Annotated in this window: 13 protein-coding genes; 2 read left to right on the forward strand and 11 right to left on the reverse strand. The window is 46.3% G+C overall.

Translation table 11 applies throughout. The features are described 5' to 3' along the window. Positions 1–57 precede the first annotated feature (57 nt). Both HW988_RS07690 and HW988_RS07695 read left to right on the forward strand, forming a co-directional pair. A complete protein-coding gene (locus tag HW988_RS07690) occupies positions 58–2,271 on the forward strand; it encodes a bifunctional (p)ppGpp synthetase/guanosine-3',5'-bis(diphosphate) 3'-pyrophosphohydrolase (protein ID WP_181606962.1) in 2,214 nt (737 codons plus the stop codon). After that, positions 2,258–4,864 carry an ATP-binding protein gene (locus HW988_RS07695; RefSeq protein WP_181606963.1) on the forward strand — a complete coding sequence of 869 codons (2,607 nt, stop codon included), beginning with the start codon at positions 2,258–2,260 and terminating at the stop codon, positions 4,862–4,864. The genes HW988_RS07690 and HW988_RS07695 overlap by 14 nt, the downstream gene beginning before the upstream one ends. On the opposite strand, the gene HW988_RS07700 is transcribed toward HW988_RS07695, so the two are convergent. From HW988_RS07700 to HW988_RS07750, 11 genes are all read right to left on the reverse strand, one after another. After that, positions 4,824–5,693 carry a trypsin-like serine protease gene (locus tag HW988_RS07700; RefSeq protein WP_181606965.1) on the reverse strand — a complete coding sequence of 290 codons (870 nt, stop codon included), beginning with the start codon at positions 5,691–5,693 and terminating at the stop codon, positions 4,824–4,826. The genes HW988_RS07695 and HW988_RS07700 overlap by 41 nt on opposite strands. A gap of 157 nt (positions 5,694–5,850) precedes the next feature. Beyond that, on the reverse strand, positions 5,851–6,810 hold the full coding sequence (locus HW988_RS07705) for a hypothetical protein (RefSeq protein WP_181606967.1): 960 nt from the start codon (positions 6,808–6,810) through the stop codon (positions 5,851–5,853). Continuing rightward, entirely contained in the window at positions 6,807–7,232 is a 426-nt protein-coding gene (locus HW988_RS07710; RefSeq protein ID WP_181606968.1) for a hypothetical protein, read from the reverse strand. Before HW988_RS07710 ends, HW988_RS07705 begins: the two co-directional genes overlap by 4 nt. Positions 7,233–7,872: 640 nt before the next feature. Then, positions 7,873–8,313: a single-stranded DNA-binding protein gene (locus HW988_RS07715; RefSeq protein ID WP_142699899.1), complete on the reverse strand. Its 441-nt coding sequence runs from the start codon at positions 8,311–8,313 to the stop codon at positions 7,873–7,875. Positions 8,314–8,477: 164 nt separating this feature from the next. Beyond that, positions 8,478–9,443 (reverse strand): type II secretion system protein GspN, encoded by a 966-nt coding sequence (gene gspN, locus HW988_RS07720; RefSeq protein ID WP_142699900.1) that lies wholly within the window; start codon positions 9,441–9,443, stop codon positions 8,478–8,480. Next, positions 9,443–10,132, reverse strand: coding sequence for a hypothetical protein (locus HW988_RS07725; protein ID WP_181606969.1), 690 nt, complete (start codon positions 10,130–10,132; stop codon positions 9,443–9,445). Before HW988_RS07725 ends, gspN begins: the two co-directional genes overlap by 1 nt. Next, a complete protein-coding gene (gene pilM, locus HW988_RS07730) occupies positions 10,129–11,799 on the reverse strand; it encodes a pilus assembly protein PilM (protein WP_181606970.1) in 1,671 nt (556 codons plus the stop codon). The genes HW988_RS07725 and pilM overlap by 4 nt, the downstream gene beginning before the upstream one ends. Before the next feature lie 94 nt (positions 11,800–11,893). After that, complete coding sequence (locus HW988_RS07735; protein ID WP_255490266.1) at positions 11,894–13,153, reverse strand: general secretion pathway protein GspK; 1,260 nt, start codon at positions 13,151–13,153, stop codon at positions 11,894–11,896. After that, positions 13,153–14,043 carry a type II secretion system protein GspJ gene (locus tag HW988_RS07740; RefSeq protein ID WP_181606972.1) on the reverse strand — a complete coding sequence of 297 codons (891 nt, stop codon included), beginning with the start codon at positions 14,041–14,043 and terminating at the stop codon, positions 13,153–13,155. Before HW988_RS07740 ends, HW988_RS07735 begins: the two co-directional genes overlap by 1 nt. Continuing rightward, a complete protein-coding gene (locus tag HW988_RS07745; protein ID WP_181606973.1) occupies positions 14,043–14,552 on the reverse strand; it encodes a prepilin-type N-terminal cleavage/methylation domain-containing protein in 510 nt (169 codons plus the stop codon). The genes HW988_RS07740 and HW988_RS07745 overlap by 1 nt, the downstream gene beginning before the upstream one ends. Further along, entirely contained in the window at positions 14,549–15,145 is a 597-nt protein-coding gene (locus tag HW988_RS07750) for a Tfp pilus assembly protein FimT/FimU (protein WP_255490267.1), read from the reverse strand. The genes HW988_RS07745 and HW988_RS07750 overlap by 4 nt, the downstream gene beginning before the upstream one ends. Positions 15,146–15,147 lie beyond the last annotated feature (2 nt).

Consider the following 15,147-nt stretch of genomic DNA (forward strand, 5'->3'; position numbering starts at 1 on the left):
GATTATAAAGCGAATCTATTTGGAGCCCATATTCTTGTCAGGTAAACTGACTAGAATATGGCGGAACCCCAAAAAGAGACTGGTCTCTCTCATAAACCAGTCAAAACAGTTGATGATCTTCTTAATCGCATTCGCAGCTACTGGCCGAATGCCGATCTTAAATTCATTGAAAAAGCATACTACTTTTCTGAAAAACATCACGAGGGTCAAATCCGTCGCAGTGGTGAACCGTACATTTCTCATCCACTTTCCGTTGCAGCTATTCTTGCTGATCTTCGACTTGATCTAGATACAATCGCCACAGGTCTTTTGCACGATACTGTTGAAGACACCGATGCCACGCTTGAGGATATCCGCCGTGAGTTTGGTGATGCGGTCGCTCATCTGGTAGATGGTGTAACTAAGATCGGTCAGATGAAGTTTAAAAACTCCCACGAAAAACAAGGCGAAAACATCCGTAAGATGATCGTGGCGATGGGTAAAGACGTTCGTGTCGTTCTGGTGAAGTTAGCAGACCGTCTGCATAACATGCGCACACTGAATTTCATGCCATTTGATAAGCAGGAAAAAATCGCTCTCGAGACATTGGAAATTTACTGTCCACTTGCAGGTCGTATGGGTATCAGTGCTCTGAAAATCGAGCTCGAAGATTTGTGCTTCAGATACTATCGTCCTGACATGTACTATGAACTTATTCAACAAGTGAAGAAAACCGAAGCAGAGCAGAATCGTTATATCGAGGATGTGAAGCATTTGATTTCCAAAGAGCTGAGCAAAGTCGGTTTCAAATTTGAAGTCTATGGACGTTCAAAGCATTTGTGGTCCGTTTATCGTAAGATGCAAAGTCGTAACCTTGATTACGATCAGGTTTATGACGTTCTTGCATTCCGTGTAATCGTGGAAAGCGTGGCGGAATGTTATGCCGCCTTGGGTTTGGTGCATTCTTTGTGGAAACCGGTTCCGGGTCGTTTTAAAGACTTCATCGCCATGCCGAAAACCAATAACTATCAGTCGTTGCATACGACGGTGGTGGGTCCGGGTGGGGAGCGTATTGAAATTCAGATTCGTACGAGTGAAATGCATTTGATCGCCGAGATGGGGATCGCGGCTCACTGGAAGTACAAAGAGCGTGGAAAAATGGAATCCGATGAGATGCAACAGGCAAACTGGTTGCGTGATTTGGTTTCCTGGCACCAGCAAGTGCGCAGTCCCGACGAATTCCTTGATACAGTAAAAACCGATTTATTTGAAACTGAAATTTACGTCTTTACTCCGACTGGGGAAGTGCGTGAGTTTCCTGAGGGTGCAACTCCGGTCGACTTTGCTTATGCTGTTCATACCGAGCTCGGCAATAAATGTGTCGGCGCCCGCGTCAATGGTAAGATGGTGCCTTTAAAGCATCAGTTAAGTAACGGGGATACAGTTGAAATCATCACAGGTAAGGGACAAGAGCCATCGAAAGATTGGTTGAAGTTCGTTGTTACCAATAAAGCCAAGGCGAAAATTCGTGCCTTCGTGAAAGAGGAGCAGCGTCGTCGCTCCATTTTACTGGGTAAAGAGTTGGTGGAAAAAGAATTCCGTAAATTCGGCATGGCTGCAGTGAAATATCTGAAGGGCCCGGCATTTGAACAATACTTAAAAGATTTTGGATTGAAAGATGTTGAAGAGCTTTATGTGACTGTTGGTTACGGCAAGCTTGAGACCCGTGTCCTGGTGGAAAGACTTTCCCCCGAAAATATCGCCAAAGAAGCAGCAAAAACCGAAGACTCGACATTCATGGAACGAGTCATGCGGGCTGCGACACATAAAACGCGTAAAACCAACTCCCTGGTTTCTGTGGATGGCATGGATGACATGCTGGTGCACTATGCGAAGTGCTGTCATCCAATTCCTGGTGATCCGATTGTGGGCTTTATCAGTCGCGGTCGCGGTATCACAATTCATCGCAGTGATTGCAGCAAAGCCTTTGAATTTGATCAGCTGCGCAAAGTAGATGTCGCTTGGAATGTTAAAGTGGCAGGTGAAGGACAGGAGCGCATCGTACGCCTGAAAATCATCTCACAAGACAACCCGGGTTTGTTGAAATCAATGTCTGAGGCTTTTGCTCAGCAGGGGATCAATATTCAGTCCGCGCAAATTCGCACGACAAAGGATAAGAAAGCCGTTTGTAATTTTGAAGTCTCTGTAAAGGATGCCTTGCAGTTAAACCAGGCGATTTACGAGATTCAAAAGATCAAAGGCATTATCGGTGTCACGCGTGTCATTCAATAAGTATCTACCTAAACTTCACAACGCCTTTGCCTTTGTCGTATTGACAGTGGCGGTGGTGGTGATGCTTGGTTGGATTCTGCAAAATCCCAATGCCATTCGTTTTAGCACCCATTTGACTCCTATGGCGTTTAATACGGCATTTCTGTTGTGTTTTCTAAGTATTGGAGTTCTTTTTTCTGATCGGGATCATTTCAAAATTGGGCGCGTCTGTGCCATTGTGGTTATGTTTTTTTCGGCCCTTATTTTTTCCCAGTATCCTTTGGGCGTGGATACGGGACTTGATTCCTTCTTTGTAAACTATTTTATCGAACCGGAGATGCTTTACCCGGGACGCATGGCTGCCAGCACGTGTATTGCACTTTTTCTATTGGGACTGGCGCTGTTCTTTAATAAAAGTTCATTGCTCTGTCAGTTTGTTCGCGTCACCTCAGCGGCGACAGTCAGTTGTTTGGGCCTGGTTGGCGTTGCGGGTTATGTTTTTAAAATCAACTCCCAGTACGGTTGGGGCAGTTTTTCGCGAATGGCTCTTCACACAGCTATTTGTGTGATTGTTCTGGCTTTAGCCCTCATTGCGCAGTTGTGGTCACGTATGGGTCGCTGGGGAGGGCACCGCAGGCGCTTTGCACCCTTCTATGTTTTGACCGCGGGGATCTTTTTCACCGTCGGTTTGATGCAGTTACTGTATATTCAGGATTATCAAAAAAATCGTTCGATCACTGAAATTCGTACGGCTGCTATCTTGGAAAATTTTGATAACATCTTTCGCCCCTTAACCCGTTCTCTTGGGCGTATGGCTCACCGCTTTGTCTTGAATGACTATAAGAATAGCCAAGCCTGGGAAGTCGATGCTGACATATATTCTTCAGATTTCAAAGGTGTACGACGAATCATCTGGTCGGAAAAAGACCTTGTTGCCAAGTGGGTTTATCCCTTGAATCGCAATGCCGAGCAGGTGATTGGGGCGAAGATGACCCGTCAACGGGCGACCGAGGGGATCCTGGAGCAAATTCAAAAAACTCGCAAGCCTGCCATCTCAGGTGTTTTACCGTTATTGACGGGTGGTGATGGAGTTGTACTGTATTACCCTGTTTTCAGGGGGGATGATTTTCTGGGGATTTTAAGCGTCGCCCTGGATGCAGATGTTTTTTTTGCGGAAGCAGCGGTTGCCCCAGGTTATTTCGTTGAAATTAAAGACAACGATGGCCACGAGTTTTTAAATACAGGAAATGCCGGTCTTGTTTACAAGCGCGATTGGGGCAACACGGTGGTCTATCGGGCGCTGAATGCCAATTGGGTGTTTACGGTGACTCCCAAGCCGGATGTGGTGCAAAAAAATTCATCCTATTTGCCGGGCGTCGTCGGAGTCTTTGGTATCAGTGTTTCTTTGCTCTTAGCGATCAGTCTGGTTTTTTATTCTCGATCACGTGAATCTGAGCGCCGTATGAAAGACTCCTTTGATTGGCACAAGGCCGGGCGCGACAGTATTTCTCTTTTGCTCCTTCAGCTTGATAAATACGGAAACGTTTCCAGTATCAATAAAGCCGCCGAAGTTCTTTTAGGTTATACCGAACCTGAAATAGTCGGGAAGCCCGTGTTTATTTTAGGTGAGTATTCTGAACTGATGATGCATCGGGGACGAATGGAGGCTCAACTGCAAAAATCTTTGGCCTCTGGTGATGATTATCTGGAAGCGATTTTTGAAATTGGTGAAAATCCCAGCTTTGAACGTACGCTCGTATCAAAATTTGGAAAGCCTTTTCACATGGCTATGTCATTGCACCGGGTGACGAATGATCTGGGAGAGATCAATGGTTATCTGGTTGTCGCCGAAGATATCACTCAACGTAAAGAGCGTGAGCGTTTGTTAAAAGAGCGCGAGGAAAAAGTCCTGGTGTCTTCGCGTTTAGCGACATTGGGTGAGATGGCGGCGGGGATTGCACACGAGATCAACAATCCGCTGGCAGTGATTGGTGGCTATTTAAGTATGCTTCGTAAGAACCTGGGCCAAAAAGGCATGGGACAAGACGTCGAAATCAATCGCCGTATTGATTCTGTGGAATCTATGGTGGGTAGAATCGCTAAGATTGTCAGGGGACTTCGCAGTTACGCTCATGAATCCGTTGTGGATGACATGGAAGAAGTTGAAATCGCGATGATCATCGATGACACGCTGGCATTCTGCCACGAGAAATTTAAATTGAACGACATTCAACTGTCAGCCTCTATTGAGCCTGGCCTGACTGTTAAATGCCGTCCGTATCAGATTTCTCAAGTCCTTTTGAATCTTTTAAACAATGCCTATGATGCTGTCGGGTCAGCGCCCGTTAAGAAGGTGCGCATAGAAGCTTCTTATCAGGCCGGTGGAATTGAAATCAGCGTGACAGACTCCGGGCCAGGTGTGCCTTTAGAGTTAAGAGAAAAGATCATGCAGCCGTTCTTTACTACAAAAGAAGTGGGTAAAGGTGTGGGGCTGGGACTTAGTATCAGTATGGGCATCATCCAGGCTCACAACGGAAAATTCTTTTTGGATAATGAATCACTCCAGACCAAGTTTACAGTCTGGCTTCCTCATGCACCTCATCTATCCACTTAGCAAAATAGGAGACCTTCATTGCTGTGGAACGGCCCTTCGTGCAAGTCACGTGGCCTGCGAATTTTTTTTCGCCCGTTACAAATGAAGTCACACCAATCAAACGAGGCACTCCGTTCACGTTAATGAATTGGCCAGAACCAGAGTCGCCGCTGCAGATGAATTGAGTGTTGCCGTTGCTTAGAATCGCGTAGCGATCTTGCATAAGGCCATAGCCGCCATTTACTTTGACGACGGCTTTATGAAGCTCTCCAGCGCTGCCGTAACCGATAGCGAAAATTTCGGCAGAGTCTTTGGTTTTACCGTAGCCATAGATGTTTAAGAATTGGTTTTGATAGTTCCTATTTTGATCTCTCTCAATTTCGATCGGTTCAAAGCCCGCGGGTATGCCGCCTGCGAAAAAGCCAATGGCCATATCATTTAGTATGCCCACCTTTGAATAGCGAAATTCAGGATGAATCACGATCTGCGAGCCGCTGCGTGTATGTTCGCGAGGATTGAAAAGCCCTTTTTCATTTGCAAATACGATCTTAAATCTGGAAAGAGTCGGGGATTTCTTTTTATCGAAGCAATGCGCAGCAGTCAGGAAGCTGTGGTTGCTGAGTAACGTGGCTGTGCAGATACCGACGGTCATTCCTAAGCTGTTTACAGGAAGAAAAAGCACCACGCCTCGAGAGCCATCATCGCGGCGAGCTGTGACTTTAGTGCCATTGATAACGCCTGAGGAGTCGTCATTTAAACTGACAGTGGAATCACCTGATCCCGGCGCACAAGCGGATAAGGTGATTGCAATGGACGTAACCCAAGTTAAAAGCACAGAAGGTTTTTTCATGGGATCTGTATACTCGATTTTTATATGAAAAAGAGGCAAAAAAGATTTTATTTTTAATTCTTAATAGTATGAATAATTAAATTTGAATGGAGTCAGCTGCTAAGTTCGTGGAATCTCACAGCGTGAAGAAAGAGTCATTTATTGGGTACTTCTGTAATTATTGCCAGCCGTAACCCACGCGAAACAAGATGGCGTTCGCTGTGACGGTATCGGAAGGGGGGAAGTATACGTACTCCACACTAAATGGAATGAACGTTTTGCGATTCAGTTGGTATTCGCCACCGACAGAGATCGTCAAAACCTGGTTGGTCGCGATTTGGTTTTCATCAAGTGCCGTTGCTGATTTGGACATCGCGATCAAAAAACCGCCACCTAAGCCGGCCCAAGTGCGCAGTTGGTTGGTGGTGAAGTAGTATTTTGCGAGAGCATAACCTGATAGGTAGGTGATGTTGGCACTACAATTTGTTGAGCCTTTACAACCCACGTTTTTGTTGGTCTGTCCGGAAACATTGTATTGCTCTAGCATGCCGAGTCCGCGCAAGGTGATGTTGCGAGTTAGCACCCACTCATAAAATCCACCAGCGCCCAATCCTGTGCCTTTAAGCTCTGGTTGCTCTGGGGGATTGATGGCTGGATTTTCTTTGATCGTCGGCTTCATGGTGTCCATGCCGTACTGACCTAAAACTCCGTAAGAATTTTTAAGCGTTCTAAGGAAACTCATGTCGCGGGCTTTATCAAAGACTGAAGCTTCTTCGTCTGGAGTGGCGGCGCGATTCAAAGCTTCTTGTTGGCGAGTCGTGTCGGCCTTTGGGGCCGCCTTGGTTTTCGCGGCAGAAGTAGCAGCGCCGGAACCTTTTGCTTGCAGAGTATTCCCAGAAGCACCACGGCCTTTAATAATGTCAGCCACAGCGCGATCATCTTTAGTTTGCTTGATACGAATGATGCCGATTTTTTTGTGAGTAGCAGAATCAATCAAAAAGAATTCATCGCCAGGTTGAACTTCAGCACCTTGAAGTTTCACCATCACTTTGCCATTTTTAACAGCCGTCACCTCCGCCGCGAAAGCAGAAAGACTGAAAATAAAACTAAGGCAAAGCAGTGCTAAGGATTTTCTCATTCGCTGATCATCAAGTTGTTTTCAAGTTCCCGAACAAACTGCTCTTTATAAAGATCCCAAACCGCAAGGCTCGAAAATTCATAAGAACAAGCCTGAACATTTTTATCACTGCGCTGAATAGCTTTCACTTCCACAGTGCCGGGACGAGTGGTGCGCCAAATTTCCAAATCATTTTCCATCACCACAAGCTCATAATTCGCACGAGGAAATTCATCATTAAACCAAGTCTCAAGACGACTCTGATTTTTACAGCCAGTAAGAGTATAAATTTCCGAAGAAGATGATGAAGAAGGAGAAACTAACGAAGCCCCATTAATTTTAGCAGGAGCCGCGGCCTCAAATTGGTTGCGACCATCGGAACGGTAAACCGAACAACCTTCGAGAAACATTAAAGAAATAACAATCAAAGTGGCTAGCTTCATATCTAAAAGTATAAAGTTCTGGGACTGGAAACACAAAAAGGGCTTCGACAATCTAGGCCTTCGCCCAACCGGCGGGAGCGAGCCTGCCTTGGTCACCGTGTCCTGCCTCCTGCGCATTCCTCGACACGCCATCCGGGCTCAACCGTGGCTCGCCTTCGGCGAGTGCGCGCCATCGTGGCGCCCACGGAGGTCGCTGCATGCGCGGGAGGCAGGCCCCAGCGCCCAAGTCAGTCTCACTCCCGCCGGTTGAACAAGTTCAACCTCGCGAACCCTTTTTGTTTGAGAGGCGACATAATTCTTCTTCGAAATTGAATCGCAGTAGCGATTCAATTTCTCATTGCTCCTCGCGCGGTCAGAGAAGGGGAGGAACCACGATTTTAAAGGGGAAAAAGTAAGAATTTTTACTTTGAAGTAGCGAAAGCCATCTCCCAAGGGAGGCTTAATGACGAAATTCATTTCTAGGATTTTGTGTGAATGATTACTTCGGGATTTTCCCTGTGTGGGAGAGCCCTGTGGAGCGAACCTCCGGGCCCGCAGGATGCGGTACCCAAGCCCGGCAAGGCCAGGAAGGCCGGGTGAGTGGAAAAGGGCTCTCCCAAACAGGGAAAAGCCCGTACCGTAAACAAAGAACGAAGAAATCCTAGAAAGGAATTTCGTCGTTTGAGTTGAAGCTTGGTTCTGGGCCGAAGTCGTTGAAATTGAAATCGTCACCGCCACCCGAGTTGTTGTTAGAGCGAGAACCAGCCTCGGCACCAGCAGCACCCAAGAATTGAACAGTGTTAGCCACGATTTCAGTCGCGTAGCGTTTTTGTCCTTGTTGGTCTTCCCATGAGCGAGTTTGAAGTTTACCTTCAACGTAAACTTGGCGACCTTTAGAAAGGTGTTTGCCGCAGATTTCTGCCAATTTGCCCCATACAGTTACACGGTGCCATTCAGTTTTTTCCTGACGTTGACCGTCTTTAACCCATGATTCGCTTGTTGCGATGTTAAGGCGAGCTACAGTGCTCCCACTTCCGATTGCTTTCACTTCTGGATCAGCACCAAGACGACCTACGATAATAACTTTATTTACTCCAGACATTGTCCCTCCAAAATATTAACCCCTATGGTTTTTTGTCAGATCGGGAGCTATGTCAACACTCGACAACTCCCGTATTTTATTTGGATTTGGAGCTGAGCAACATTTAAGCACAGCTCTGTGTCAGCTTAATTCAATAAGAGATGGGGAAGTGTTTGGGCTGCGGACTAGCGCGCAGCGCCAAAGCTTGGCGGCATCATAGGATTTGATGCTGAAAGTTTGAACTTATACTGAGCGCCATCGGCCGTCGGGGACTTGAAGTTATCAATGAAAGTCAGGAACAAGCCGGCTTTGTCTTGAAAACTCTTTTTCGCGCGCAAATCGATATCAAAATTGTAGGCACCGATCTGTTGTCCGAAAGCGCCGCCACGATTCACGATCGTAAGGCCAATGTCGCCTTTTACAGTGCCTTGAAGCTCATCACCCGGTTTACCAATAGTTCCGCTCTCGATTACCAGTCTTCCGGCTGCCAGGCGCCCTTTAAGCTCAATAGAGCTTAATTTTAATTCTGGCACAGTCAAAGGACCCATCGGTGTGTTCACGTTTGCTGGGGGAAGTTCAAACTGATTGATCGTCAGATTAATTTCCACATCAGGTTGCTCTTGGAAAGTTAAGTCTGCCAAAGCAGTTGTTTCTAAGTTCAACTGACCTTTTAAAAGCACCGGAAGATTTGCAAATTCACGGATATCATTCAAAGCCACTTTTTTAGCACTCACTTCAATGCGGTGTCTTTCGACGCCATTGTCGCTGCGGTTGCCTTTACCCATGGAGACATTCACGTCACCTTTTAAAAGACCTTTCGCAGAAACCGATCCATAGGGTTTTTGCTGAATCAAACCCGTGATTGACGGAGTGATTACTAATTCCTGAGCAGATATAGCGGGAGTGCGCAGGGACTCAATATAGACGTGATCCATTTGCACACCCGGTTGCGGGAATAAGCTCATTTTCAAACGGTCGAATTGAACATAGACCGAGTTGTTAGTGACTTTCGCCACCTGTGAAGAAATTAAGTCACTCAAGTCATCAAAAGGGAATAGGACGAAAAGAAAGATGAAGGCCGAAACCACCATCACAAAGAGTTTTCCCTTGTTTTCTTTAAGCCATTTGAAAAACTTAGAGATATTTTCCATTACTCTTCCGATTCCGCTCTGGATTTTTTATTGCGATTGAAACCTTTTTTCGGAGTCTCTGGCTCAGCCTGAATCACCGGTGGAGCAGGAACGGCCAAGGCAACGAGCTTATAAACCACGTCGAAGTAACGATTGTCTTCACGGTTTGCTGTCATCATCATGTCGCTCATTTTTACGCTGGATGAAATATTGCTGAACTTATAACCCAGATCCACAACCTGGCGCAGATTCAATTTTGCCAGTTGAATTTGCAAGCCACCTTCACTCAAATTAGAAGGGATTAAATTTGATCCCATCGTCGTTTGCGTGCCTTTGATTTGTTCAGGCAAAAGATTCGCTGATTTGATTGTTGAATCAATATTCGCACGAAGCATATCCATAGAGGGGGCCGGGGGAATGGCTGGCACCTCGGCCGCTTCGCGTGAAACTTTTAAAAGCTCGCGAATCGTCATGCGTTTTCCTTCGAATTCTCCCACAGCTTCCGAAGAGCCGTTGAAATAACCGTAAGGAACAGACAGAACCATCAAAGTCACAACGGCAATACCACCATACATCGTCAACTGCTGCATGGCCGGAGTCATGTTTTCATAGCGGTCACGCAATTGGTTGTATGTACCACTTTCCTGGATGCGATCCCAAGTGGCGCGAAGTTCAGTTGATAACTTGTCTTTTAAATCATCTAAATTCATCTCGTCACCTTCTGAATACCGCGGTCTACGTTAAAGCTAAAGGAGAAGGCCTGGCGTCCTGGGAGTGCTCCCAGGGTCGGCGTTTGGCTTTTAATTTGTCCATCGGCTGTGATGTTGGATAGAGACTTTTGCAACAGGCTTAATTGTTGGGGATTGTTCACGTACCCTTCAAGAACGACATGAGCATCCTTGATGTTGAAAGTGCGCACATCCAGCGTGACTGCATTTTTAGCAGGAGCGGCATCCGTGACTTTCTTCATGATATCCAGGGCGGAGTTCATATTCGCCACACTTGCCAACGTTTTTAAATCAGAGGCACGTTTTTTATTGTCGCGGATGTATTTTTTGATTCCCGCTTCAGAGGCATTTTTACCTTTAAGGTTTGCCACGTTCTTAGCTTGAGTCTTCAAAACTTCCTGAGAACGTTCCGCCAAACTTAACGCGAAATCTTCACGCAAGTATGAGTATACGAAAAGCACCAGCAACGCTGCCGTCGCAAGTTTCGCTGTATGGCCCCATTTTTCCCAAATCACTTTGAACTGGTGATTTTGACGGGCGAATTCACCGCGAAGGAAATTGATTGGGGGATTGCGGGGTTTCTTGAAGCCTTCAATCGCAAGACCAATTGCCACGCCCAATTTTGCGGAATTTGCTTGCGAACGTTCGAAAGCCACATTTGGAATAGTATCCAGAATAGCCAGGCGATTCGCCGGAATTTCCAGTGCTTGAGTCATAAAAGGACCCAAGTTTTGAATTTGCGAAGTGCCGCCGGTCAAACCGATGTTCATGATTTCAACGTTGAACTCGGATTTGATTTCTAGAATGGAAAGTTGCAGGTCGCGAGTCATCTCGCGAACACATTTGGCAATCGTCTCTGAGAACGTCACTTGGTCAAACGTAGCACCTTGTTTGTTCGTCAGAATAAAGGCTTTTGTTTGTAGTTCGCGCAAAGCCTCGACGTAAGGAATTTCATACTTCTTAGCGATGGCTTCAGCGATATTTTTTCCACCCCATAGCAAAGAGCGGATGCCAATCACAGAGCTTCCCTCGACGGCACATACCAACGTGCGCGTGTGGCCGATGTTCAATACCAGACGGATATGACGAAGAGGTTTATATTCCGAGATGTCATAGTTTTGCGGATTGCTGATTTGAGACGGTGGGGCTTCATTCCAGCGCTCAAAAATATTGCTGAAAGCGGCGCCCTCTGTGGAAATCAAATAGGGTTCAACGCCGATGTCTTTGGCACGATCTACCAGATTTTGTACGTGCACTTTGGGGGCTGCACAGGCCAAGACTTCAGCACCTCCGCCAACGGTGCGGATGATTTTTGCATCAAAGACCGCATTGTCAGAGGAGAAGGGAAGATCTTCCTCAAGTTCAAAAGCCAAGCTTTTAAAAATCTTAATACGATCACTGAAGGGGAAAAACTTGTTGCGAACGGCTACGCGATCCTGGCGAAGGCCAAGGATGAAGCGGGTTTGCGAGTGATCATAGCGGGGAAGTAGGTCACGAAGATATTCGATGATCTCCAACTCGGAATCACTCTGAGGATTTGTGCTGAGAACATGCTCAAAGAACTGAACGACTTGAAAGCCCTTCGTCGTTGATTGCATTTCGACAACTTTAATACTGCTTGACCCGATGTCGATACCAAGTGATTTCAAAGACCGTTCCTCCATGAACGAGATATTGGTCTAAGTATATGTTGCCTTTGGACTTAAGTAAAATCTTTCCTCAGTCGAGGGACTCGACTAAGGGCTATCTTTCTGACCAATAAACGATGCGGGGAGGACCCTTGGAGATGGCATCGGCTTTTTGTTGTTGGTTGCCACTTTGATTGCCAGGCTGCTGACCGATCTGTCCTTTATTTTGGTTGGCAGGATCATTCGGGTCATTGGCATTCGGGTTTTGGGCCTTTTTGTCTTTATCCACGTAGTCTTTGATTTTCGCGACAGTCTTGTTGAAGTCCATCGTAATAACCGTAATCTCGCTCGTTGAACGAGCGAACTCACCCGTGCTGCGGATGCGGAAGTTAAAGACGGAATCAAATACTAAAGGAATTTCGTCGGTTTTACCTTCCAGACGGGCATTTTTAGACTGCACGAAGTTCCAAAAGTCAGCGGCATCTTTGAACGGACCACCTTGGTTCTTGTCATCACGGCGTTTGATAATTTCCGTCACAACTTCTTCAGTCATGCCTGGATCCAAAGATTTCAAAACCTCTTTGCTTGCGATGTTGGGATTGATGCCCTTCATGCCGTAAATCGTGATACGGGGCTCAATGAGTTCAAACAGGTCATCCGTCATCTCGGGAACGAAATGCAGTTCTGAAAGAGTGCGGAAGGCGCGATTCGGTGGGAAATAGTCTGATTGCGCTTCGGAATTCAAATTCGCGTAGTTCGCGCGCTTATCGCCACCATTCGCAGACGTGGCTTTGTCACTCATATAGTCGGCGATGTTGTTGATGATTTTTTCAAAATTTGTATTTGAATGTTCGCGACCCCAGGCTTCATCTTCCTTCATTTTTTGTTGGAAGATATTTAGAAGCTGTTGCTTTGTTACCTTACGCAAAGTTTCAGAGGGGGAGGTCAGGTCATTGATGTCGATCTTGGAGCCTTCGTCTTCAATCGTCGTGATGTAACTTGCGTCCATCGCGGATTCTTTGGTCAATTTCTTAAAGGCGTCTTTATCGATGGCCGTGAGTTCATCAGGAACCGGCAATGGCCAGGCAAACGGGAATTGCCAGATCATATTTAATAAAGGACTGTTGCTGCCAAGCTGTGCGCCAAACTTGCTTTGGGCCTGCTGATAGATTTTCACACGCAAAAGTGCCAACTGCATTCCGGATTTCGCGGCATAATAAGCTTTGATACGATTTAAGCCCGCAGAGTTCACTTCGTACTCGATACGCGTTTCAGACACCAGTTCCGTCGCAAAGTACATAATGAACATTAAGCAGGCAGTGACCACGATCAAAGCCATGCCGCGTCTGTTGCGAAGGGGTTTAAAAATATTCATTATTGAAACCCTCCCGGTTGTTGCTGACCTTGTTGCTGTTGACCTTGCTGAGTTGCTTGACCCGTTGAAGAGTCATCAGGATTGTTTGTGAAGTGTATTGGAACGATCACTTGCATCGAGTACTTGCGATCTTTGCCGCCGGTTTTTTTAGTCACGGTGACAGAGAGCTCCACCGCTTGAGGAAATTTTCCTTTGGTCGCGCCGTCACCAGCTTGATCAGTTCTCCAGTCAGTGACCCAATCCTGTTTTCCCTTACCCATATAGCGGAATTTAAACTCGGTGACGTTTTCAAGCAGAACCGTTTCCGTTCCACCTTTCGTAACATCCAAATCCACCCAAGGGGAAGACCTGCGCCACACGCATTTGGAAGTGCCGCCATTTGGATCCAAGCTTTTGCATTCTTTTAGTTCGTAACCGACTTCGATAAAGTCTGCTTGCTGGGTGTTACGAACCGTGCGGGCATTATTCATAGTCACAAAATTCAAAGTTTCAGCATTGCCGATAAATTGAGTTTCTGGATCTTTGCGCGGAACTTCGCGATTTTGTTGTTGCTGTTGAAAAGCGCTGGGCTGCTGGCCCATATTTGGATTCACAAATCCGGGTTGACCCAAGCCTGGGTTTAATTGTCCTTGGTTCTGATTGCTTTTTTTGGCCAGAAGTTCCGCGATTTCTTTTTCGACATCGCGATAGTGATAGGCCATGTTGATGTCTTTTTGAATCAAACGAACGGCATCACGCAGGTGAGACACTTCGTCGATCTGAGTCGTCACCTTGGTTTTCATTTTAATACTTTGCTGAATGGATTGCGCCACCAGGATGATCATCACGCTCAAGATCGAGATCGTGATCATCATTTCAATCAAAGTAAAACCGCGGTTTAACTTTTTCATTATTGACCGGCCCCACCAGGAACTCCTGGCATTGGAATTTCACGGTCATAATCGACGAAGTATTGAGTGGCAGAAAAATTCATCGGTTTTTTGCCACCTTTATAAAACACAGTTACTTTGACTTCTTTGATGGATTTTGAAAGATGCTGAGTCAGTGTCTTCATGAGGGTCAGTGACATTTCATCAGCCCCACCATCACGGGCAGTTAAGGTTGAGGAGATATCAGGGACTTCAAATTCTTTGGATTCCATTTTCCACGAGTACTGGGGAAATTCGGAACCAAAATCGTCTTCTTTTTCTTCAGGAATAGAATCTAAGGATTTGCCGGTGTATTCGATTTCGATCTCCGCCATTTTACGCTCAAGGAGGGCGGTGACTTCGGTTGCGAACTGCGCTTTACGCACGAACATAAAGCTTCCGCCCCAGGAGTTCGCTAACAGAACCAAACCTGAAGAAAGGATGACCAGTGCAAGCACGGTCTCGATCAATGTGAAGCCTTTATTTTTCACCGCTGAATATCCTTTAACGATTGAGCTTTCTCTATGATATCAGCTTGACCCGTTAAAGGATTAAAAACAAGTGTCCAAACTAAATTATTTCCGCCGGAAATCTGCACAGCAGCGGCTTCAACAAAGCCTTCGGCGAAAAAGTGAATGTAAGCGGCACCCGTCGTAATGGGTTCCTTGGCAGAGGAAGTTTCAACTTGAGTGAAACGGAATCCATCGGGAAGGTGAGCTTCCTTTTTTAAGACAGAAGTATCTATCGCATACTTAGGCGGTGGAGCTTCATCGTCTTTAGATTTATTCTTTTGTCTTTCGCGCTCTTTTTCCGCGGCATCAGGATCGACGGGCAAAGGACCATTGGCTCTTTCGACCCAATAAGTGCCGGCGTTGTCGCCATCCAGATTTAAAACCAAGCGGTAAGTGGAATTATAGATCCGTGCTTTGTTGCGCACGGTTTTAGTCAGAGACATGAATTGACGAGTTGTCGCTCTGATATTGGTCTGTTTCTTAAACAGACGAGGGGCTCCGATAACAACCAATCCAGCGATAATTGCTAGAACGATCATCACCTCAATGAGGGTGAAGCCCCTGCGATTCACGA

Origin of the sequence: Bdellovibrio sp. KM01 (assembly GCF_013752535.1) — a bacterium.
GTDB lineage: Bacteria > Bdellovibrionota > Bdellovibrionia > Bdellovibrionales > Bdellovibrionaceae > Bdellovibrio.

Coding starts and splice junctions, on each gene's coding strand:
- HW988_RS07700 (WP_181606965.1), bottom strand. CDS start 5,693: ATGAAAAAACCTTCTGTGCTTTTAACTTGGGTTACGTCCATTGCAATC.
- HW988_RS07715 (WP_142699899.1), bottom strand. CDS start 8,313: ATGTCTGGAGTAAATAAAGTTATTATCGTAGGTCGTCTTGGTGCTGAT.
- HW988_RS07705 (WP_181606967.1), bottom strand. CDS start 6,810: ATGAGAAAATCCTTAGCACTGCTTTGCCTTAGTTTTATTTTCAGTCTT.
- HW988_RS07740 (WP_181606972.1), bottom strand. CDS start 14,043: ATGAAAAAGTTAAACCGCGGTTTTACTTTGATTGAAATGATGATCACG.
- HW988_RS07710 (WP_181606968.1), bottom strand. CDS start 7,232: ATGAAGCTAGCCACTTTGATTGTTATTTCTTTAATGTTTCTCGAAGGT.
- HW988_RS07725 (WP_181606969.1), bottom strand. CDS start 10,132: ATGAATTTAGATGATTTAAAAGACAAGTTATCAACTGAACTTCGCGCC.
- HW988_RS07690 (WP_181606962.1), top strand. CDS start 58: ATGGCGGAACCCCAAAAAGAGACTGGTCTCTCTCATAAACCAGTCAAA.
- gspN (WP_142699900.1), bottom strand. CDS start 9,443: ATGGAAAATATCTCTAAGTTTTTCAAATGGCTTAAAGAAAACAAGGGA.
- HW988_RS07735 (WP_255490266.1), bottom strand. CDS start 13,153: ATGAATATTTTTAAACCCCTTCGCAACAGACGCGGCATGGCTTTGATC.